This window comes from Streptomyces sp. NBC_01618 (genome assembly GCF_045209435.1).
Classification (GTDB): domain Bacteria; phylum Actinomycetota; class Actinomycetes; order Streptomycetales; family Streptomycetaceae; genus Streptomyces.
The window spans coordinates 1,598,221-1,617,333 of the sequence record NZ_CP109297.1 but is presented as its reverse complement, the minus strand read 5'-3'; the positions used below and the strand labels follow the sequence as shown (position 1 = coordinate 1,617,333).

The 19,113-nt window shown below is 72.0% G+C and carries 17 protein-coding genes, 1 rRNA gene and 2 pseudogenes; 12 read left to right on the top strand and 8 right to left on the bottom strand.

Annotation, left to right across the window (positions count from 1 at the left end):
- The first annotated feature begins 57 nt into the window (after positions 1 to 57).
- The 3 genes from rrf (at position 58) to OH735_RS07640 (ending at position 2,265) form a co-directional block, all read left to right on the top strand.
- Positions 58 to 174 (top strand): 5S ribosomal RNA (gene rrf, locus OH735_RS07650).
- Between the two features lie 211 nt (positions 175 to 385).
- On the top strand, positions 386 to 1,558 hold the full coding sequence (locus OH735_RS07645; protein ID WP_406380567.1) for a hypothetical protein: 1,173 nt from the start codon (positions 386 to 388) through the stop codon (positions 1,556 to 1,558).
- Complete coding sequence (locus tag OH735_RS07640) at positions 1,558 to 2,265, top strand: tetratricopeptide repeat protein (RefSeq protein WP_406380565.1); 708 nt, start codon at positions 1,558 to 1,560, stop codon at positions 2,263 to 2,265. The genes OH735_RS07645 and OH735_RS07640 overlap by 1 nt, the downstream gene beginning before the upstream one ends.
- Before the next feature lie 56 nt (positions 2,266 to 2,321).
- Here the strand turns inward: OH735_RS07640 and OH735_RS07635 are convergent, their stop codons facing one another.
- On the bottom strand, positions 2,322 to 3,599 hold the full coding sequence (locus OH735_RS07635) for a DUF1015 family protein (protein ID WP_406380564.1): 1,278 nt from the start codon (positions 3,597 to 3,599) through the stop codon (positions 2,322 to 2,324).
- 72 nt (positions 3,600 to 3,671) lie between these two features.
- Between OH735_RS07635 and OH735_RS07630 the strand changes: the two genes are divergently transcribed.
- Both OH735_RS07630 and OH735_RS07625 read left to right on the top strand, forming a co-directional pair.
- Positions 3,672 to 4,700, top strand: coding sequence for an HAD hydrolase-like protein (locus OH735_RS07630; protein WP_406380562.1), 1,029 nt, complete (start codon positions 3,672 to 3,674; stop codon positions 4,698 to 4,700).
- Between the two features lie 140 nt (positions 4,701 to 4,840).
- Positions 4,841 to 5,179: pseudogene (locus OH735_RS07625) on the top strand (ABC transporter ATP-binding protein); the annotation flags it as partial.
- A gap of 208 nt (positions 5,180 to 5,387) precedes the next feature.
- Here the strand turns inward: OH735_RS07625 and OH735_RS07620 are convergent.
- Positions 5,388 to 5,789: a recombinase family protein gene (locus OH735_RS07620; protein ID WP_406380560.1), complete on the bottom strand. Its 402-nt coding sequence runs from the start codon at positions 5,787 to 5,789 to the stop codon at positions 5,388 to 5,390.
- A gap of 134 nt (positions 5,790 to 5,923) precedes the next feature.
- Complete coding sequence (locus tag OH735_RS07615; protein ID WP_406380558.1) at positions 5,924 to 7,003, bottom strand: hypothetical protein; 1,080 nt, start codon at positions 7,001 to 7,003, stop codon at positions 5,924 to 5,926.
- A gap of 122 nt (positions 7,004 to 7,125) precedes the next feature.
- On the opposite strand from OH735_RS07615, the gene OH735_RS07610 reads away from it, so the two are divergent.
- Positions 7,126 to 7,314, top strand: coding sequence for a hypothetical protein (locus tag OH735_RS07610; protein ID WP_406380557.1), 189 nt, complete (start codon positions 7,126 to 7,128; stop codon positions 7,312 to 7,314).
- Positions 7,315 to 7,385: 71 nt separating this feature from the next.
- Here OH735_RS07610 and OH735_RS07605 read toward each other — a convergent pair whose 3' ends face one another.
- The 3 genes and pseudogenes from OH735_RS07605 to OH735_RS07595 form a co-directional block, all read right to left on the bottom strand.
- On the bottom strand, positions 7,386 to 7,628 hold the full coding sequence (locus OH735_RS07605; RefSeq protein WP_406380555.1) for a Tn3 family transposase: 243 nt from the start codon (positions 7,626 to 7,628) through the stop codon (positions 7,386 to 7,388).
- 75 nt (positions 7,629 to 7,703) lie between these two features.
- Positions 7,704 to 7,824: pseudogene (locus tag OH735_RS07600) on the bottom strand (Tn3 family transposase); the annotation flags it as partial.
- Positions 7,825 to 8,734: 910 nt separating this feature from the next.
- The gene (locus tag OH735_RS07595) at positions 8,735 to 9,082 is read right to left on the bottom strand and encodes an SCP2 sterol-binding domain-containing protein (RefSeq protein WP_406380553.1); all 348 of its coding nucleotides are present in this window, start codon (positions 9,080 to 9,082) and stop codon (positions 8,735 to 8,737) included.
- 43 nt (positions 9,083 to 9,125) lie between these two features.
- Here OH735_RS07595 and OH735_RS07590 point away from each other — a divergent pair, with 43 nt between their 5' ends.
- From OH735_RS07590 to OH735_RS07565, 6 genes are all read left to right on the top strand, one after another.
- Positions 9,126 to 9,491 (top strand): hypothetical protein, encoded by a 366-nt coding sequence (locus OH735_RS07590; RefSeq protein ID WP_406380551.1) that lies wholly within the window; start codon positions 9,126 to 9,128, stop codon positions 9,489 to 9,491.
- Between the two features lie 7 nt (positions 9,492 to 9,498).
- The gene (locus OH735_RS07585) at positions 9,499 to 10,314 is read left to right on the top strand and encodes a TlyA family RNA methyltransferase (protein WP_406380550.1); all 816 of its coding nucleotides are present in this window, start codon (positions 9,499 to 9,501) and stop codon (positions 10,312 to 10,314) included.
- Positions 10,311 to 11,216, top strand: coding sequence for an NAD kinase (locus tag OH735_RS07580; protein WP_406380548.1), 906 nt, complete (start codon positions 10,311 to 10,313; stop codon positions 11,214 to 11,216). The genes OH735_RS07585 and OH735_RS07580 overlap by 4 nt, the downstream gene beginning before the upstream one ends.
- 108 nt (positions 11,217 to 11,324) lie before the next feature.
- Positions 11,325 to 13,070: a DNA repair protein RecN gene (recN, locus tag OH735_RS07575; RefSeq protein WP_406380546.1), complete on the top strand. Its 1,746-nt coding sequence runs from the start codon at positions 11,325 to 11,327 to the stop codon at positions 13,068 to 13,070.
- 227 nt (positions 13,071 to 13,297) lie between these two features.
- On the top strand, positions 13,298 to 14,077 hold the full coding sequence (locus tag OH735_RS07570; protein ID WP_406380545.1) for a hypothetical protein: 780 nt from the start codon (positions 13,298 to 13,300) through the stop codon (positions 14,075 to 14,077).
- A 171-nt stretch (positions 14,078 to 14,248) separates the two neighbouring features.
- A complete protein-coding gene (locus OH735_RS07565; protein ID WP_406380543.1) occupies positions 14,249 to 15,346 on the top strand; it encodes a glycosyltransferase family 4 protein in 1,098 nt (365 codons plus the stop codon).
- Positions 15,347 to 15,379: 33 nt separating this feature from the next.
- Here the strand turns inward: OH735_RS07565 and OH735_RS07560 are convergent, their stop codons facing one another.
- Together OH735_RS07560 and OH735_RS07555 are read right to left on the bottom strand one after the other, a co-directional pair.
- Positions 15,380 to 17,005, bottom strand: coding sequence for a PucR family transcriptional regulator (locus OH735_RS07560; protein ID WP_406380541.1), 1,626 nt, complete (start codon positions 17,003 to 17,005; stop codon positions 15,380 to 15,382).
- A gap of 208 nt (positions 17,006 to 17,213) precedes the next feature.
- Positions 17,214 to 19,016 carry a glycoside hydrolase family 15 protein gene (locus OH735_RS07555; RefSeq protein WP_406386459.1) on the bottom strand — a complete coding sequence of 601 codons (1,803 nt, stop codon included), beginning with the start codon at positions 19,014 to 19,016 and terminating at the stop codon, positions 17,214 to 17,216.
- Positions 19,017 to 19,113: the final 97 nt, after the last annotated feature.

Here is a 19,113-nt window from a genome sequence, read left to right as displayed (position 1 = left end):
AAGTGTGCTTGTTCGCTAAGTGCCGATATCCCGCTTTGCGGGGTGGCCCGATAGGGTTTCGGTGGTCATTGCGTTAGGGAAACGCCCGGTTACATTCCGAACCCGGAAGCTAAGCCTTTCAGCGCCGATGGTACTGCAGGGGGGACCCTGTGGGAGAGTAGGACGCCGCCGAACAATCTTTCAAGGACCCTTGGTCCCAGCGTTCATGCTGGGACCAAGGGTCCTTTTGTTTTGTCGTAGCGCGTCGAGTGTCCGACTGCGTAAGAATGTCTTGTAGTACCCGATGAAGGAGTCACGCCGATGTCCACCAACTCTCCCGACGATCGTTCGGAGCGCGAGCCGCGTCGCCGGGACGGTGGTGACCGAGGCGGCTTCAGCGGCCGTCGTGACGACCGCTCCGGCGGGCCGCGCCGGGACAACGACCGCGGTGGCTTCCGGCGCGACGACAACCGGCCCACTGGTGGTGGCGGGTTCCGTCGGGACGACCGTGACCGTGACCGTGGGCCGCGTCGTGACGACAACCGCGGTGGCGGTTCCGGTGGTGGGTTCCGCCGCGACGATCGGCGGGACGACCGTTCCGGTGGGTTCCGGCGGGATGACAGCCGGCCTACCGGTGGTGGCGGGTTCCGTCGCGATGACCGTGACCGTGACCGTGACCGTGACCGTGGGCCGCGTCGGGATGACGACCGGGGTGGGCGTCCCGGTGGGTTCGAGCGGCGGGACGACCGGCCGCGTGGGCCGCGTCGGGACGACGACAGCCGCGGTGGCGGGTTCCGTCGGGACGATCGCGACCGTGACCGTGACCGTGGGCCGCGTCGTGACGACAACCGCGGTGGCGGTTCCGGTGGTGGGTTCCGCCGCGACGATCGGCGGGACGACCGTTCCGGTGGGTTCCGGCGGGATGACAGCCGGCCTACCGGTGGTGGCGGGTTCCGTCGCGATGACCGTGACCGCGACCGTGGGCCGCGTCGGGATGATGACCGGGGTGGGCGTCCCGGTGGGTTCGAGCGGCGGGACGACCGGCCGCGTGGGCCGCGTCGGGACGACGACAGCCGCGGTGGCGGGTTCCGTCGGGACGATCGCGACCGTGACCGTGACCGTGGGCCGCGTCGTGACGACAACCGCGGTGGCGGTTCCGGTGGTGGGTTCCGCCGCGACGATCGGCGGGACGACCGTTCCGGTGGGTTCCGGCGGGATGACAGCCGGCCTACCGGTGGTGGCGGGTTCCGTCGCGATGACCGTGACCGCGACCGTGGGCCGCGTCGGGACGATGACCGGGGTGGGCGTCCCGGTGGGTTCGAGCGGCGGGACGACCGGCCGCGTGGGCCGCGTCGGGACGACGACAGCCGCGGTGGCGGGTTCCGTCGGGACGACAGCCGTGGCGGGGGATATCGCGGGCAGCGCGATGACCGTGGCGGCCGGGGCGGTTACCGCGGGCGGGACGACCGGGGTGGGTACGAGCGGCGGGACGACCGGGACCGTGAGCCCATCAAGCGGCTTCCGATTCCCGACGACGTCACCGGTGACGAGATCGACAAGGGCGTGCGGCAGGAGCTGATGAGCCTGCCGAAGACGCTCGCCGAGGACGTCGCCAGGAACCTCGTCATGGTTGCCCGGCTGATCGACGAGGACCCCGAGCAGGCGTACGCGTACTCGCGGATCGCCTTGCGGCTGGCCTCGCGGGTCGCTGCGGTGCGTGAGGCGGCCGGGTTCGCCGCGTACGCGACGCAGAAGTACTCGGAGGCGCTGGCGGAGTTCCGGGCGGCCAAGCGGATGACCGGTTCCGTGGAGCTGTGGCCCGTCATGGCGGACTGCGAGCGTGGACTCGGGCGGCCCGAGCGGGCGATGGCCATGGCCGGCGAGCCCGAGGTGCAGAAGCTGGACAAGGCCGGTCAGGTCGAGATGCGGCTGGTGGCCGCGGGGGCCCGCAGGGACATGGGGCAGATCGACGCCGCCATCGTCACGCTGCAGAGCCCCGAGCTCGCCTCGAACGCCGTGCACCCATGGACGCCGCGACTGCGCTACGCGTACGCGGACGCACTGCTGGCGGCGGGGCGCGAGGACGAGGCGCGTGAGTGGTTCGGGAAGGCGCTGGAGGCCGACAAGGACGGCGCGACCGATGCGTCGGACCGGCTCGCCGAACTGGACGGTGTCGAGTTCGTCGATGCCCTCGGTGACGACGTGGACGAGGACAGTGACGAGAACGACGTCGCGGACGACGACAAGGGCGACGCCACCGACAAGGACGGTACGTCCGAGGCGTAACGCATGAGCGAGGGCGGCACCCCCGGGGGTGCCGCCCTTTTCTGTTGCCGTGTGCGTCAACCGAGAGTGAGGCTTCGCAGGACCAGGCCGGTGGCCGGCTTGGGGCCGAAGGAGGTCGACTTGCGGGGCATCGTGACGCCCTGCCGGGCGAGGTCCCGGACGACCTCCTCGCGTACCGGATGCATCAGGACCGCAGTGGCGTTGTGACGTTCGGCCTGTTCGACGGCTGCCGCGGTGTCATGGATGTACGCGATGTGTTCCGGGGCGTCGGGGATCTGCCAGACGTGGTCGAGCAGGGCCGCGTGCAGGACCGTCGCGTCGAGGGTCTGCCAGGCGGTCGGGCGGTCGGCCGGAATCGTACGGTGCAGAAGGTCGGTGTCGGGGCGGTCGACGAGATGGAAGCCGCCGTCACCCGCGAGCAGGAACGCGTTGCCCTCAGTGGCCGCCTCGGCGAGTGCTTCCAGGGCCTTGGGGAGCGGGCCCTCGACGTCGCGGATGCGGAAGAGGCCGTTCAGCGCGGTGAGGGCGTCGGCGACCGGGAGGCGGTGCAGCAGCCGGTGGATGGCGCGGACCCGGAGCGGGTAGCGGGCCGTGTCGACGAGGAGTACCAGGCCGAAGTCCCAGGGGCCGGGCGCGGTGTGCTCCTGCTGGAGGCGGAGGTAGGTGGCCCAGCGGTGATGGCCGTCGGCGATCAGGGCCTGGTGATGGGCGAGATCGGCGTCGATCTCGGCCCGGTCGGCCGCGTCGGTGACCGCCCAGAGCCGGTGGCTGTAACCGTCCTCGGTGGTGGTGGCGAGCAGCGGTGGTCGCTCGATGGTCCGCTCGATGACGGCGGTCGCGCCCGAGCCGTCGCCGTTGTTGCGGTACGTGAGCAGCAGTGGTTCGAGGTGGGCGGCGGTGGTGCGCATCAGGTCGGCCCGGTCCTCGACCACATGGGCCATCACGTCCTCGTGCGGCAGCACGATGCCGTCGGCGGGGGCGGAGAGCGCCAGCGCCCCGACGATGCCGCGTTGCAGGATCTCGTCGTTGCGCTGTTCGTAGACGTACAGGGCGGGCTCGGGATCAGGAGCGAGTATGCCCTCGGCCAGCCAGCGGTTCAGGGTCTCGGCGGCCTGATTGTGGCGGGCCGCGGCCGTGTCGGCCTGCGGCAGGATCAGCCGGACGATGTTGTGCGGGTCCGCCGACTCCAGGTGATGCAGCCCGTCGGGGCGCACCACGACGTCGTACGGCGGCGAGGTCACCGCGGCGAGACTGCCGACGCGCTCGGGGACGTATCGCAGTCCACGGAACGGGATCAGACGCAGTCCCTGGCCGGCCGGACCTGATGTGTTCATTTCTGCATCGTATGTGTGCGGCGGCGATGCGCGATGATTCGGGACAGAAGCATGGAATGAGGAGCGCAAAGAATGAGTCAGGCGAGCAGGACCAGGCCGGCCGGCAGCAGCACCGCGTTGAACGAGGCGTACGACACGGCGCTGCTCGATCTCGACGGGGTGGTGTACGCGGGCGGCCACGCGATCGTCCACGCCGTCGACTCGCTGGGAGCGGCGCGCGGCGGCGGGATGCACCTTGCTTACGTGACCAACAATGCCCTGCGGACCCCGGCCGCGGTGGCCGAGCATCTGACCGAACTGGGGGTTCCGGCCGAGCCCGCCGATGTGATCACCTCGGCACAGGCGGTGGCCCGGCTGATCGCCGATCAGCTGCCGGCCGGAGCGCGGGTCCTGGTGGTGGGTGGCGAGGGGCTGCGCGTCGCGCTGCGGGAGCGCGGTCTGGTGCCGGTGGAATCGGCGGACGACGAGCCGGTCGCGGTGGCGCAGGGGTACGGCGGGCCCGACATGACGTGGGGCAGGTTCGCCGAGGCGGCGTACGCGATCGCGCGCGGGGTGCCGTGGTTCGCGTCCAATACGGATCTGACGATTCCGAGCGCCCGGGGGATCGCTCCGGGGAACGGTGCGGCGGTGGAGGTCGTACGGATCGCGACGGGGGCCGAGCCGCAGGTCGCCGGGAAGCCGTTGCCGCCGATGCACCGGGAGACGGTGCTGCGGACCGGGGCCGAACGCCCGCTGGTGGTCGGGGACCGGCTGGACACTGACATCGAGGGGGCGTTCAACGGTGGCGTGGACTCCCTGCTGGTGCTCACCGGGGTGACGGACGCGGCGCAGTTGGTGGCCGCCGAGCCGAAGCACCGGCCGACGTATGTGGCCGCCGACCTGCGGGGACTGCTGACCGGGCAGCCCGAAGTGACGCGTACGGGCGACGCATTCGGCTGTGGCGGCTGGACGGCGGCGGTGCGCGGCGACGATCTGGTGCTGGACGGGGACGGGGACGTGCTCGACGGGCTGCGGGCGCTCTGCGGGGCGGCGTGGTCGTACGCCGGGGACGGCTCGTGCGGGCTGGACAGTGGGAAGGCGGTCGCCAGGCTCGGGCTGTAGGGCGGACGGTTCCCGGTGAATCGAGCGCAGAGGTGAGCGGGCCCATGGAGAGGCTAGGCTAACCTAACTTCACCCTGGGTGGTGTGTCGCCGTCCGGATGGCCCTCACACCCGGTCATCTCCGACTCCGGGAGTGCGACCATGCGGCGCCTCACCGCGGACTCGGTGACCCTCGGCTACGACCAGCGGGTCATCGCGGAGAATCTCTCGGTCGAGATACCCGACAACTCGTTCACGGTGATCGTCGGCCCCAACGCCTGTGGCAAGTCGACCCTGTTGCGCGCCCTCTCGCGGATGCTGAAGCCGACCGGCGGGCAGGTGCTCCTGGACGGGCGGACGATCCACGGGATGCCGGCGAAGAAGGTCGCCAGGACGCTGGGGCTGCTGCCGCAGTCCTCCATCGCACTGGACGGCATCACAGTGGCCGACCTCGTCGGGCGCGGCCGGTACCCGCACCAGGGGCTGCTGCGTCAGTGGTCGGGGCGGGGTGCTGGCCGCGCTTCTTGCCGGTGCGGATGACGAGGCGGGAGGCGATCTCGCGCAGCGAGAGGCGTTCGTCGTCGCGCAGGCGCCGGGCGGTGGCGAGCATGTCCTCGTCGGAGACCTTGGCACCGCCGATCGCCTTGCCCTTGGTGCGGGCGGTCTCCTGGCCTTCGAGGGTCTTGTCGCGGATGTAGTCGCGCTCGGATTAGGCCATGGCGGCGAAGAAGGCGAACAGGGCGGCGCCGTGGCCGGCCGGGTCGTGCTTCCCGGCGAGGGGGCCGGTGAGGAACTCCAGCTCGATCTCGGTGTCGCGCAGTTCCTCGGCGACCTTGAGCAGCTCCAGGGCGCCGCGGCCCAGGCGCTTCATCTCGTGCACCACGAGGGTGACCTTCGCGCCCAGTGAGCGGTACTCGCGGGCCGCCGCCAGGGCGGCCTTCATCTCGGGGCGTTCCCTGACCCGGGTGCTGATCTGTTCCTGGAACAGCCGGTGCACGCCGGACGCTTCGAGGGCGTCGATCTGAGACTGGATCTCCTGTGTTCGGCTGGAGACGCGGGCGTACGCGAGGCGGACCTCCATTGCCGTGGCCGGCGCCGCGAGCTTCTGCACCGGCAGGGCCGTCCAAACGGAGCCGGGATGCCGTACGGCCGGGGTGGCGACGTGGAGTTCGGAGCGGAGCGCGGGGACGAGCTGAAAGCGGGCGGTGTGGTACTTGAGTGCGACTCTCCTGGCGGGCCGGGTTGTCAGCCCGTCTGGGCCGTTCGGGCGCGGTCGGAGAGGAGTCGGGTGAGGCTTTCGAGGTCTGCACTGCTGTAGCTGCGGCTCTCGTTGTCGTTGCCGACGACGCTGGTGAGGACCGTTCCGGTGCGGACCACGGTGCTGCGGGTGGTGTGGGTGACGTAGGCGTCTCCCTGGCTCGTCGAGATCGAGAACGCTGCGACCCGGTCCCCGATCTGCGCCATGGTCAGTGAACTCGCTCCTTCCTTCCGCGCCTTGGAGGTTAGCGCGTCGAAGGCCGTCTGTGCCGTGTCCTCGTCCGGGTAGGAGCGAACCAGGAACTGGGTCTCCATGCTGTAGCGCCCCAGATACTCGGCCTCGCCTTCGAAGGTGGAGCCGTCATCCTGCGAGGAGACGTCTGCGGTGGGTGCTGAGCTCTCGGTCCAGCCCGACGGCAGGCTTGCCGCGTCCGGCAGTACGTTGCGGACGGCCTCTGCATCGGCGAGTGGCATCGCGCGGTCCGCATTGCCGATGCCTGCTGTGTCGTTGCCCGTTTCGTTGCTGTCGGTCCCGGTCTTCTGTTGGCCCTGCCCCGGGTCCGACCCGCCTCTGGCCTGGGAGCCTGGAGAGTCACCGTCCAGGGCTTGGATACTGCCGTAGACCAAGAGCGCCACCAAGGTCGCCAGCGCGACGCAGATCGCACCGAAGGCGGTGCGTCCCGCAGGAGTGTTGTTGAAGGTCACCGGCCCGAGCGAAATGGTGTTGCCGCGCACCCGCGACCCACCGTCGATCACCACACTGGTCTGGATGGTCTGGATGGGCGGCTCCTCGGGCGGCGGCCCGGCAAGGACCGGAGCAAGGGCCGCAGTCAACGCGGCGACAAAGTCCTGGTCGGCCGCGACCCCGGCGTTGAGCTCGTTGTGCAGCCCTGCGACGGCAGCCGGGTCATCAGGCTGCGCGTCCACAGCTGCCAAGGCCGCCTGTCCCGATGGCGTACCGCTGAGCCGCTGCCGTACGAGGTCGGAGACGGCCTGCCCGACTCCGGTGGCCGCCGCGGTGGCTGCGCCCCCGGCAAACTCTGTTACTACTCGCACGGTCTGTGACACGAGCTCCGTTGGATCCATCGTTTCCCCCATGAGTCGGCTGTGTACATGCTAAGACCGGAGGTGGCCTCCTCTAAGTCAACTTACTGAGAAGCAAAGCGAGTTAGCTGAATCGAGCCCCTGGAATGCGTTGCCCCAGATCCTCGCGGACACCGAGCGAGCACAGATTCCACGTCTGGCTCGCCAACGACTACGACCCGGCCAGCTACCCCGCCGCCCTGCGCAAGCCGGTCCCGCCGGTGCGCCGGCGAGGGCCGGTCACCGAGATGACCGACCTGGTCCTCTCCCGCATCGATGCCGAACAGCTGACGTGAGGAGAAGCAGCCCGCCGGCTCCACGGGCTCTCGCTGGTGACCGCCTTCGACCTGCCCTCGCGAGCGGGCCGCTACAGTCCGGCTCCGGGATCGTCCGTGCCTGCGGTCCGCAGCGGACGGTGGCCCTGGTCGTCGAGCTGGGCCAGTTCGTGCTCGTAGTCGACGGTGATGGAGCCGTAGTAGTTGACCACCGAGCTGCGGGCTGGAGAGATGTGCGCCAGGACATCGGCGTCCACTTCGCGGCCGGCGCCGCGCAGTTCGCCGACGGCCAGGCCCATGTACTCGGTGTGCCAGCAGATGACCGCGTTCGTCACGACGGTCAGACACCATGTAGTCGGCCTTGGCGCCCATCCGGTACAGGGTGATCTTGCCCAGGTCGCGGATGCGAGGGGAGAGCTGCTTGCCGACCAGGTCGAACAGGCCGAAGTTGACCAGGGTGACGCCGTGCGTGTCGGTGGCGTGCTCGGTGATCGGCAGGTCGGTGGCGTTGCCCAGGATCTCGTCCAGCACATAGTGGGCCTCGCGGTGCGTGGCCACGATGACCTTGGTGCCGAACGTGGATCAGCGGCTTCGCCTCGGTGCCGCCTTTGAACCGCACCGCCTGAAGCACCTTCGGCGCGAACTGGCGGATGTAGGTGTAGGAGCCTTCCAGGAGCGCCAGGTGCCCGTGGTCCTTGGGCAGCCGCACGGTGGCCCCGGCGTGCGCGGCCCGCAGCCGGGACATGCCGATCTTCCCGCGCAGCAGCGTCCCCACCGCCTCGTCCGGGATACCGGCATCGGCCAGCACCGGCAGGATCTCGTCCAGCAGGGCGAGCCGGTCCTCGGAGAGCTTGGCCCGCTCGGCAAGCACCGCGCGCAGCTTGATCCGCGCGCGGGACTCCGAGCCCGACAGAGTCTGATCGAAGAGCTGGACGACAGAGTCGAGGACGTCGACCGAGGACTGCGCGAGCAGTGTCAGCAGGATCGGATGGCGCCGGTTCGGCTCGCGCCGCACCAGGGCCTGCGCGGTCAGCCGACGCCCGATCTGGGCCAGGTAGCGGCGCCGCTCTGCAGGCAGCGACGACAGGTCCAGGCTGTCCGCGCCAAGGCCGCGCAGAAACCTCAGCTTCTCGACCTCGCCACCCACGCTCGTCGGCGACGCCTGCACCGGCCCGGTGGCCAGCCAGTGCAGCCGCGAGGACTTGAGCTCCGGATCGACGACCAGAAGCCCGTCCAGCCCCTGCGCACGCTCGGGGTACAGCAGGTGGGCCACGCGGGCGTGGGTCTCCCGCTCGGCGGCCTCGCGGGCGGTGGCGACCTTCTCCAGCAGCGAGACCACCCCCGGCCGCAGGGCAGGGCGTCGGCCGGGGCGTCGGCGTCGGCCGGCGGCTGACCGAGCCGACCGCCCGGGGCCACTCCCGCGAAACGGCCCGTCCCGCGGCTACAGCAGCGACCTGAGTCTCAGCAGATCGCGGAAGCCGGCCTCCAGCCGGACCCGGCCCGAACCCCACGCCTTGGCGAAGTTCAGCTCGCCGTTCACCATCGCCACCAGGTCGTCGCCGGTCATCGCGAGCCGGATCTCCGCCTTCTCCCGGGGCGGGCCCTCGACCGTGTCCAGGACCCGGATCCGGCCATTGGCCAGCCGGCCGGTGAAGGTGACGTCGAGATCCTTGATGTGGCAGCTCAGGGAGCGGTCGAGCGCGGCCGCGCTGCGCACGTCGCCGTCGGCCCCCGCGAGGTTGTCGGAAAGTTTGTCGAGTGCGCTGCGGCACTCTGCCATGGTCGCCATCGTGATCGACGGTACCGCAGCCCTTCGCTGTAGCGTTTCCCGCATGAGCGACTCGATGCCGGGGCCCGGCACGGCGGCCGGAACAGCGCCCGGAGCGACCCCCGTGGACGTGGCGGAGGACCCGTCCGCGGGAACCCCCGACGGCGAGGGCGCGGCCCCGGCCGCCGCGCCCGCTCCCGAACCCGCCGCACCCGCGCCCCTCGGCATCGGACGCACCCCCACCGGCAACGCCGAGGTCGACGCGCGGCTGGAGCGTCTCGCCGATGCGGACCACCTACCGGCCGACGGACACATCGAGGTGTACGAGGATGTACATCGTGGGTTGCGCGACGCGCTGACGGCGCTGGACGCCAGGCCCGCACCCGCACCGGTACCCGCACCGACGCCCTCGTACGACAACAGGAGCTGAACCGAACGTGGCAGGAGTGACACGACACCGCCTCGACGCCGAGCTGGTTCGCCGGAATCTCGCGCGCTCACGCGAGCATGCGAGCCAGCTGATCGCCGCAGGGCGGGTGACCGTCGGCGGCAACACCGCGACCAAACCCGCCACCCAGGTCGAGACCAGCGCCGCTGTCGTCGTGACCAAGGACGACAGCGACCCCGAGTACGTCTCGCGCGGCGGGCACAAGCTCGCCGGCGCCCTCGCGGCCTTCGTGCCCCACGGGCTGCAGGTCGAAGGGCGGCGGGCGCTGGACGCCGGGGCGTCGACCGGCGGCTTCACCGACGTACTGCTGCGGGCCGGCGCCGGTCATGTCGTCGCCGTCGACGTCGGTTACGGGCAGCTCGCCTGGTCGCTCCAATCCGATGCGCGCGTCACCGTGAAGGACCGCACCAACGTACGGGAGTTGACGCTCGAAGCGATCGACGGGAAGCCGGTCGACCTGGTGGTCGGCGATCTGTCGTTCATTCCGCTGGGCCTCGTCCTGCCCGCCCTCGCGCGCTGCACCGCCCCCGACGCGGACCTGGTCCTCATGGTCAAGCCGCAGTTCGAGGTCGGCAAGGAGCGGCTCGGCAGCGGCGGAGTGGTGCGCAGCCCCGAGTTGCGGGCAGAAGCGGTACGGGAGGTGGCGCGCCGGGCGTGGGCGCTGGGCCTCGGAGTGCGGGGGGTGACGGCGAGCCCGCTGCCGGGGCCCGCGGGAAACGTCGAGTACTTTCTCTGGCTGCGGGCCGGAGCGCCTGAGCTGGATCCCGCGGATGTCGACCGTGCAGTGGCGGAGGGGCCTCGTTGACGACGAATGCGGCACGAACTGTCTTTCTTCTGGCACACACCGGCCGCCCGGCCGCGATCCGCAGCGCCGAACTGGTCGTGCAGGGACTGCTCCGCAGCGGCCTCGGCGTCCGTGTGCTGGCCACCGAGGCGGCCGATCTGCCACTGCCGCCGGCCGTCGAGACGGCCACGGACACCACGCCGGCGGCCGTCGACGGCTGTGAGCTGCTGGTCGTGCTCGGCGGGGACGGGACACTGCTGCGCGGCGCCGAGCTCTCCCGGGCCTCCGGAGTGCCGATGCTCGGCGTCAACCTTGGCCGGGTCGGCTTCCTTGCCGAGGCCGAGCGCGACGACCTGGACAAGGTCGTCGACCGGGTCGTCACCCGGGCGTACCAGGTCGAGGAACGCATGACGCTCGACGTCGCCGTGCGCAGCAACGGCGACATCGTCCACACCGACTGGGCGCTCAACGAAGCGGCCGTGCAGAAGGTGTCGCCCGAGCGGATGCTGGAGGTCGTCCTGGAGATCGACGGCCGCCCGGTGACCGGGTTCGGCTGCGACGGGATCGTCTGCGCGACCCCGACCGGATCGACCGCCTATGCCTTCTCCGCGGGCGGTCCCGTCGTCTGGCCCGAGGTCGAGGCGCTGCTGATGGTCCCGATCAGCGCCCACGCGCTGTTCGCCAAGCCGCTGGTGACCTCGCCGACCTCGGTGCTCGCCGTCGAGGTCCAGCAGCACACCCCGCACGGGGTGCTGTGGTGCGACGGACGCAGGACCGTGGAGCTGCCCGCGGGCGCGCGGGTCGAGGTGCGGCGCGGCGCGGTGCCCGTACGGCTGGCAAGGCTGCACCACGCCTCGTTCACGGACCGGCTCGTCGCGAAGTTCGCACTACCCGTCTCGGGGTGGCGGGGCGCGCCGCACTGACCGGCGGACATCCTCCCGGCGGCGGCGCACATTCCGAAGGTGCACACGGGAGAGTGAACCCCGCAGGGCGGGGTCCGTCGCACATCGGGGCCCGGACCTCGTAAGGTCGTGTCCGTGTTGGAGGAGATGCGGATACGGTCGCTCGGAGTCATCGACGACGCGGTGGTCGAACTGTCACCCGGTTTCACCGCGGTGACGGGTGAGACCGGCGCGGGCAAGACCATGGTCGTCACCAGCCTGGGGCTGCTGCTCGGCGGGCGCGCCGATCCCGCCCTGGTACGGATCGGGGCCAAGGCCGCGGTCGTCGAGGGACGGATCACGGTGTCGGACGGCGACGCCGTGGCCCTGCGGGCCGAGGAGGCCGGGGCCGAGATCGAGGACGGCGCGCTGCTGATCAGCCGGACCGTTTCCGCGGAGGGGCGCTCCCGGGCGCATCTCGGCGGCCGATCCGTGCCGGTGGGCGTGCTCGCCGAACTCGCCGACGAACTCGTCGCCGTGCACGGCCAGACCGACCAGCAGGGGCTCCTCAAGCCCGCGCGGCAGCGGCAGGCACTCGACCGGTACGCGGGCGACGGTGTCGGCGTGCCGCACACCAAGTACGCGGCGGCGTACCGGAGGCTGCGGGCCGTCGTCACGGAGCTCGACGAGCTGACCACGCGCGCCCGCGAACGCGCCCAGGAAGCGGATCTGCTGCGCTTCGGGCTGGGCGAGATCGCCGCGGTCGAACCACGGGCGGGCGAGGACGGCGACCTGGCCGCGGAGGCCGAGCGGCTCGGCCACGCCGAAGCGCTCGCCTCCGCGGCGTCCCTCGCGCACACCGCGCTCGCGGGCAATCCGGAGGACCCGGAAGGCGTCGACGCGACGACCGTGGTCGCGGCCGCCGGACGGTCCCTGGACGCCGTACGCGCCCACGATCCGGCGCTGGCCGCGCTCGCGGACCGGATCGGCGAGATCTCGATCCTGCTCGCCGACGTGGCGGGCGAGCTGGCCGGGTACGCCGACCAGCTGGACGCCGATCCGCTGCGGCTCGCCGCGGTGGAGGAGCGGCGCGCCGCGCTCACCGGCCTCACCCGCAAGTACGGCGAGGACATCACCGCCGTGCTCGCCTGGGCCGAGGAAGGGGTCGCCCGGCTCACCGAGCTGGAGGGCGACGACGACCGCATCGGCGAGCTGACGGCGGAGCGGGACGCGCTGCGCGCCGAACTCTCCGGCCTCGGACAGGCGTTGACCGATGCGCGTACGGGGGCAGCGGAGCGCTTCGCCGAGGCGGTGACTGCGGAACTGGCTTCCCTGGCCATGCCGCACGCCCGGGTCTCCTTCGACATCCGGCAGACCGAGGTGGCCGACGAGGCGTCCGGCATCGAGATCGGCGGGCGGAGCGTGGCCTACGGGCCGTCCGGCGCCGACGAGGTCGAGCTGCTGCTGGCCCCGCACCCGGGCGCGCAGCCGCGGCCGATCGCCAAGGGCGCGTCGGGCGGTGAGCTGTCCCGGGTGATGCTCGCCGTCGAGGTGGTCTTCGCCGGCTCCGATCCCGTACCCACGTACCTCTTCGACGAGGTCGACGCGGGGGTCGGCGGCAAGGCCGCCGTCGAGGTCGGGCGGCGGCTCGCGAAGCTCGCCAGGTCCGCGCAGGTCGTCGTCGTGACGCATCTGCCGCAGGTGGCGGCCTTCGCCGACCGGCAGCTGCTGGTCGAGAAGACGGTCGACGGGTCGGTGACCAGCAGCGGGGTCACGGTCCTGGAGGGCGAGGACCGGGTACGGGAGCTGTCCCGGATGCTCGCGGGTCAGGAGGACTCGCAGACGGCACGGGCCCACGCGGAGGAACTGCTGGCCGCGGCGCGGGCGGACGGGTAGGGGGTTCGGCGCGTACGGTCGCGTGGGCGGCGCGCACGGGTGGCGCGCACGGGTGGCGCGCGGGCCGCGAGGCAGGTTGGCGCGTGTCCGTGTCCGGTCGCCGGGTGGGCTTGTGTGCCGGGTCCACCAGGCGCGTGTCCGTGCCGAGTTGCCGTGGGCCGTCCGGTGGCCCCCGTACGGGGTGGCCGCTGGGCGGGGTCTGCGGACCGGTGCGTAGCCTGGCCCGTATGGGAGCAGCATTCAGCAGGGCCGCCGTGTCCGGTGCCGTCGCAGCCGCCATCGCGGGGGGCGTGTACCGGGCCTTGCGGACCCGGCCGCGCACGGGCTGGCAGCGCACCAACTACGCGGGCCGCACCGTCGATCTGTACGCGGGCCCGGCCGTCGCCCTCGGCGCCGCAGCCGGAACCGCCGTCCTGCCTCTCCCGGCCCGCACCAAGTACGCCGCCACGCTCGCCGTGCTTGCGGCAGGCGGCTGCGGGGCGTACGACGACCTCGTCGGCGGGGACGATCCGCGCCGCGGGTTCCGCGCCCACCTGGGGGCTCTGCGGCACGGTGAGGTGACCAGCGGCGCGGTGAAGCTGTTCGGGACCGGGGCCGCCGGTCTCGCCGCCGGTGCGCTGCTCAAGGACCGGCCCGTCGACCGGATCCTCGCCGGGGTCGTGATCGCCACGACCGCGCACCTCGTCAATCTGACGGACGTACGGCCCGCCGCGGCCGCCGCCACCGTGCTCGCCCTCGGGGCCCCGGGCCTGTTGGGCGGCCCGCTCGCCGCCGCGCCGATGGGGGCCGTGGCGGCCCTCGTCGCCGACGACCTGGGGGAGCGCACCATGATCGGGGACACCGGGGCCCACGCCCTGGGCGCCGCGATCGGGGTCGCCATCGTCGCGGGCCGTGGCCGGGCCGGGCTCGTCGCCCATGCGGCGGGGCTCGTCGCGGCGACGGTGTACGGCGACCGGGTCAGCCGGCTCGTCCAGTTGACGGCGGACCAGCTGACCGGGAGCCCCTGACGCACGGTCATGGCAACATTGCGCCGCTTCATCACCCATGCGAGTGGTACGCCATGACCGATCGCTGTTGTCCGCACCGCGACAGTGGCTCGACTGTGCCGGAACGTGCGTACGGGCTGGCATCCTTGGCGGTGCCATCACCCGCACAGGGACCCCCGGGAGCCATTCAACGTGTCACAGCTGCGTACGGTCCAAGTCCTGGGCGGCGGCAGCGCGGGCAGCAGCGCCCACGTCGGCTCGCTGGCCGCTGGGCTGGTGGCGAGAGGCGTGCACGTCACCGTCTGCGCCCCGGCCGAACTGGACCACGCCTACGACTTCTCCGGTACGGGCGCCCGGTTCACCCCCGTACCGCGGCGCAGCGATCCCGCGTCCGTCGCCGCGCTGCGTACCGCCTGCCTGACGGCGGACGTGGTCCACGCGCACGGTCTGCACGCCGCCGTGCGCGCCGCTCTCGCGCTCGGCGGCCGGCGTGTCCCGCTGGTCGTCACCTGGCACGCCCGCGCGCACGCCGAAGGCGCCCGCAGCCGGCTGCTCCACCTGATGGAGCGAAGGGCCGCCCGTACGGCGGCGGTTGTGCTCGGTACGACCTCGGACCTGGTGGACCGGGCGCGGCTCCGAGGCGCGCGCGATGCCCGGCTCTTGCCGGCCTCCGCCCCGGTGCCGCCGCCTGCCGCCCTCGTCCACGAAGACAAGACGCGGGCCGAACTCGGCGCGGTGGAACGGCCGTTGATCATGTCGCACGGGAGTCTCGTACCGCACCACGGCTACGACATGCTGCTCGACGCCGCACGGTTATGGCGCGAAATCGACCCCGTACCGCTGCTGATCATCGTGGGGGAGGGGCGCGAGCGGGCCGCTCTGCAGCGCCGGATCCGCAACGAGGAGCTGCCCGTACGGATCGTCGGCAGCCGCGAAGACGTCGCGGAACTCCTCGCCGCCGCCGATCTGGCCGTGCTGTCCAGCCGTTGGGAGGCGCGCTCGGTGCTGGCCCAGGAGGCGCTGCGGCTCGGCGTTCCGCTGGTCGCCACCGCCGTCGGAGGGGTGCCCGAACTCGTGGGGGACGCGGCGGAGCTCGTACCGTACGGGAACGCCGAGGCGCTCGGGCGGGCGGTGGTCCGGCTGCTCGGCGATCCGGAGCGGCGTGCGGAGCTGGTGGCCGCGGGGCTTGCGCAGGCCGCGAGTTGGCCGACGGAGGACGACACGATCGCCCAAGTGCTCAGCGTCTACGACGAGTTGACACAGCCGCTGGCGGCAGCCCGGACGCGGTGAACGGGCAGCACCCTCCTGGGGACCGCTCCGGCGTTACGACGTGTGGCGGCGGGCGCGCAGGGCCAGGCTCAGGGCCAGGACGGCCTGGGGGTCGTCCAGATCGGTGCCGAGGAGCTCGCCTATGCGGGCCAGCCGGTTGTACAACGTCTGGCGGTTCAGGTGCAGTTCGCGGGCCGTCTCCGCCTTGCGGCCCGCGTGGGCGAGATACGTCTCCAACGTCGGCAGCAGCGGAGGGCGCGAGGTGCGGTCGTGATCGCGCAGCGGACCGATCGCCCGGTCCACGAACGCCGCCAGATCCGGATGGTCCCGCAGCCGCCACAGCAGCAGATCGATGTCCAGGCGCCGGGCGTCGTACCAGGGCCGGTCGCTGAGGCCGTGCGCGGCCGTCGCTGTCTCCGCCGCGTGCCGCAGCCCCGCTCCGGCCGCCGCCCAGCCGCCCGCCACGCCCACCACCACGACCGGCGGATTCGATCCGGCGCGCTCGAGACCGGCCCGCTCCACACCGGCGCGCAGCGCCGCCGCGACCCGGTCCGCGACCGCCGTGCGCTCCGTCTCCGACCGCAGCCCCAGCAGCACCGGAACCCGTCCCTCCACGGGCCGCACGCCGAGCAGCACCGGCACACCCACCGATGAGAGCTCCTCCAGCACCGCCCGTGCCAGCAGCGCCCAGTTCCCCGACACGGACAACTCGGGAGCCAGCCGCATCACCACCGGCAGCAACGGCATCTCACCCGGCTTGAAGCCCAGCACGCGGGCCTGCGCCGGCGCGTCCTCCGCCGTGATCCGGCCCTCCGCGAGGTCCGTCAGGAAGTCGCCCCGGCCACGCGCCGCGAGCTCCTCCTCCTGGCGGGCCTGCATCAGCACGACGGCGAGAATCCCGGCCGCCCGCTCCGCCGCCATCCGGTGCACCGGCACCAGCGGCCCGGACACGGCCAGCAGCACCAGCCTGGCCCGTACCGAACCCGTCCCCGGACCGCCACCCGGCACATCCACCAGCACCGAACCGGCGGGCGGCGACTCACGGGCCGCCCGGCCACCGCGCATCCCGTCCCACACCTGGAGCGGATCGGCGCCGACCGGGCCGGACGTGGGTCCCGCCGCGTACAGCAACTGGCCGTCCGCCGTCTCCAGGAAGACCGGATTGGCCGCGAAGTCCGCGAGGATGCCCAGCACCTGGGGCACGCCACCGCCGCCGAGCAGCGCCCCCGTGCACCGCCGGTGCACGTCCTCGGCCTGCCGCAGCAGCGCGTAGTGACCGTTGACGATCTCGGTGTGGATCTCCTCGGTCACCGTCACGAACGGCACCTCCCGGTGCAGCTGCACCAGCGGCAGACCGGCCGCGCGGGCGGCGTCCACGATCGACGCGGGCAGCCTGCCGAACCGCGGTCCGAGTTCCACCACCAGGGCGGCGATCCCGCGGTCGGCGAGCCTGCGGACGAAGGCACGCTGCTCGGCGGGGCGCGTGCCGAGCCCCAGACCGGTGGTGAGCAGCAACTCGCCGCCCTTGAGCAGCGAAGCGATGTTCGGTACCTCGCCCGCGTGCACCCAGCGCACCGTGCGGTTCAGCCGGTCCGCGCCGGCCACCACCTCCGGCAGCCCGCTGCGCAGCCCCGGCAGCTCAAGGGCCCGCTGCACGGTGATTCCGCCCTGATTGTCCATGGGGCCGGACGCTACCCGTGCTCGCGCTCCGGAGACATCACCGGGTGGTCACGGACCGGACCGTGAGGCAGTTCTCCCCGACAACTCGTCGCGCGGGCAAGCGAATTGAACGACCCCCTGCCGATTGTGGCGTACGCCACAATCGGCAGGGCCGGGAAGGGCGCGGCGAGGCGGGCCGGCCGCCGGAGCCCCGGATCCCGTCCGGCGGTCAGCCGACGTACGCCCCGCTCGCCGTCAGGCGTAGGGCCGTGTCGATCAGCGGCACATGGCTGAACGCCTGGGGGAAGTTCCCCACCTGGCGCTGCAGCCGGGGGTCCCACTCCTCCGCGAGCAGGCCCAGGTCGTTGCGCAGGGACAGCAGCCGCTCGAAGAGCTGGCGCGCCTCGTCGACCCGGCCGATCATCGCCAGGTCGTCGGCCAGCCAGAACGAGCAGGCCAGGAACGCGCCCTCGTCGCCCTCCAGTCCGTCGACGCCCGCGTCCTCGCCCTTGGTGGGGTAGCGCAGCACGAAGCCGTCCTCCGTGGACAGTTCGCGCTGGATCGCCTCGATCGTGCCGATCACGCGCTTGTCGTCCGGCGGCAGGAATCCCATCTGGGGGATCAGCAGGAGGGCGGCGTCCAGCTCCCTCGATCCGTAGGACTGGGTGAAGGTGTTGCGTTCCTTGTCGTAGCCCCGGTCGCAGACATCGCGGTGGATCTCGTCGCGCAGCTCGCGCAGCCGCTCCAGCGGCCCTTCCGCGTCCCCGGACTCGATCAGCTTGATGGTGCGGTCGACGGCGACCCAGGCCATCACCTTCGAGTGGACGAAGTGGCGGCGCGGGCCGCGCACCTCCCAGATGCCCTCGTCCGGCTCGTCCCAGTGCTTCTCCAGGTACTCGATCAGCTTGAGCTGGAGACCCATCGCGTAGTCGTTGCGGGTCAGGCCCGTCATATGGGCGAGGTGCAGTGCCTCGATGACCTCGCCGTACACATCCAGCTGGAGCTGGCCCGCCGCGCCGTTGCCGACCCGGACCGGGCCGGAGTTCTCGTAACCGGGCAGCCAGTCCAGCTCGGCCTCGCCGAGCTCGCGCTCGCCCGCGATGCCGTACATGATCTGCAGGTTCTCCGGGTCGCCGGCGACGGCCCGCAGCAGCCACTCGCGCCAGGCGCGGGCCTCCTCGCGGTAGCCGGTGCGCAGCAGGGAGGAGAGGGTGATCGCGGCGTCACGCAGCCAGGTGTAGCGGTAGTCCCAGTTCCGGGAGCCGCCGATGTCCTCGGGCAGGGAGGTGGTCGGCGCGGCGACGATGCCGCCGGTCGGCGCGTACGTCAGGGCCTTGAGGGTGATCAGGGAGCGGACCACGGCCTCGCGGTAGGGCCCGTGGTACGTGCACTGTTCGACCCATTCACGCCAGAAGTCCGCGGTCGCGTCCAGCGAGCCCTCCGGGTCCGGCAGGCCCGGCGGCTCGTGGTGCGAGGGCTGCCAGCTGATCGTGAACGCGATCCGGTCACCCGGCGCGACCGTGAAGTCGGAGTACGTCGTCAGGTTCTCGCCGTAGGTGTCGGCGGGGGTGTCCAGCCAGACGGAGTCCGGGCCCGCGACGGCGACCGTACGGCCGTCGACCTTGTGCACCCACGGCGTCACCCGCCCGTAGCTGAACCGCATCCGCAGCTCGGAGCGCATCGGCACCCGGCCGCTGATCCCCTCCACGATGCGGATCACCTGCGGGGCACCGTCACGCGGGGGCATGAAATCGGTCACTCTGACCGTTCCGCGCGGTGTGTCCCACTCCGATTCCAGGACGAGGGAGTCCCCGCGGTAGCGGCGACGGTCCGCGGACGGCGGCTTTGCCCCGTCCTCCCGCGCCGGTCCCAGGCGCCAGAAGCCGTGTTCCTCGGTACCCAGAAGTCCCGCGAAAATGGCATGCGAATCGAAGCGGGGAAGGCACAGCCAGTCCACTGTGCCGTCCCGGCAGACCAGGGCGGCGGTCTGCATGTCTCCGATGAGTGCGTAATCCTCGATGCGCCCGGCCACGTGCATCTCCAGTCGAACGGCCATGTCGCCCCGTAGGGCATTACTGCGGGTCAAGAGGTCGTCGCAAGGGGTTGTTGTGGGGGAACCTGCGAGCTCG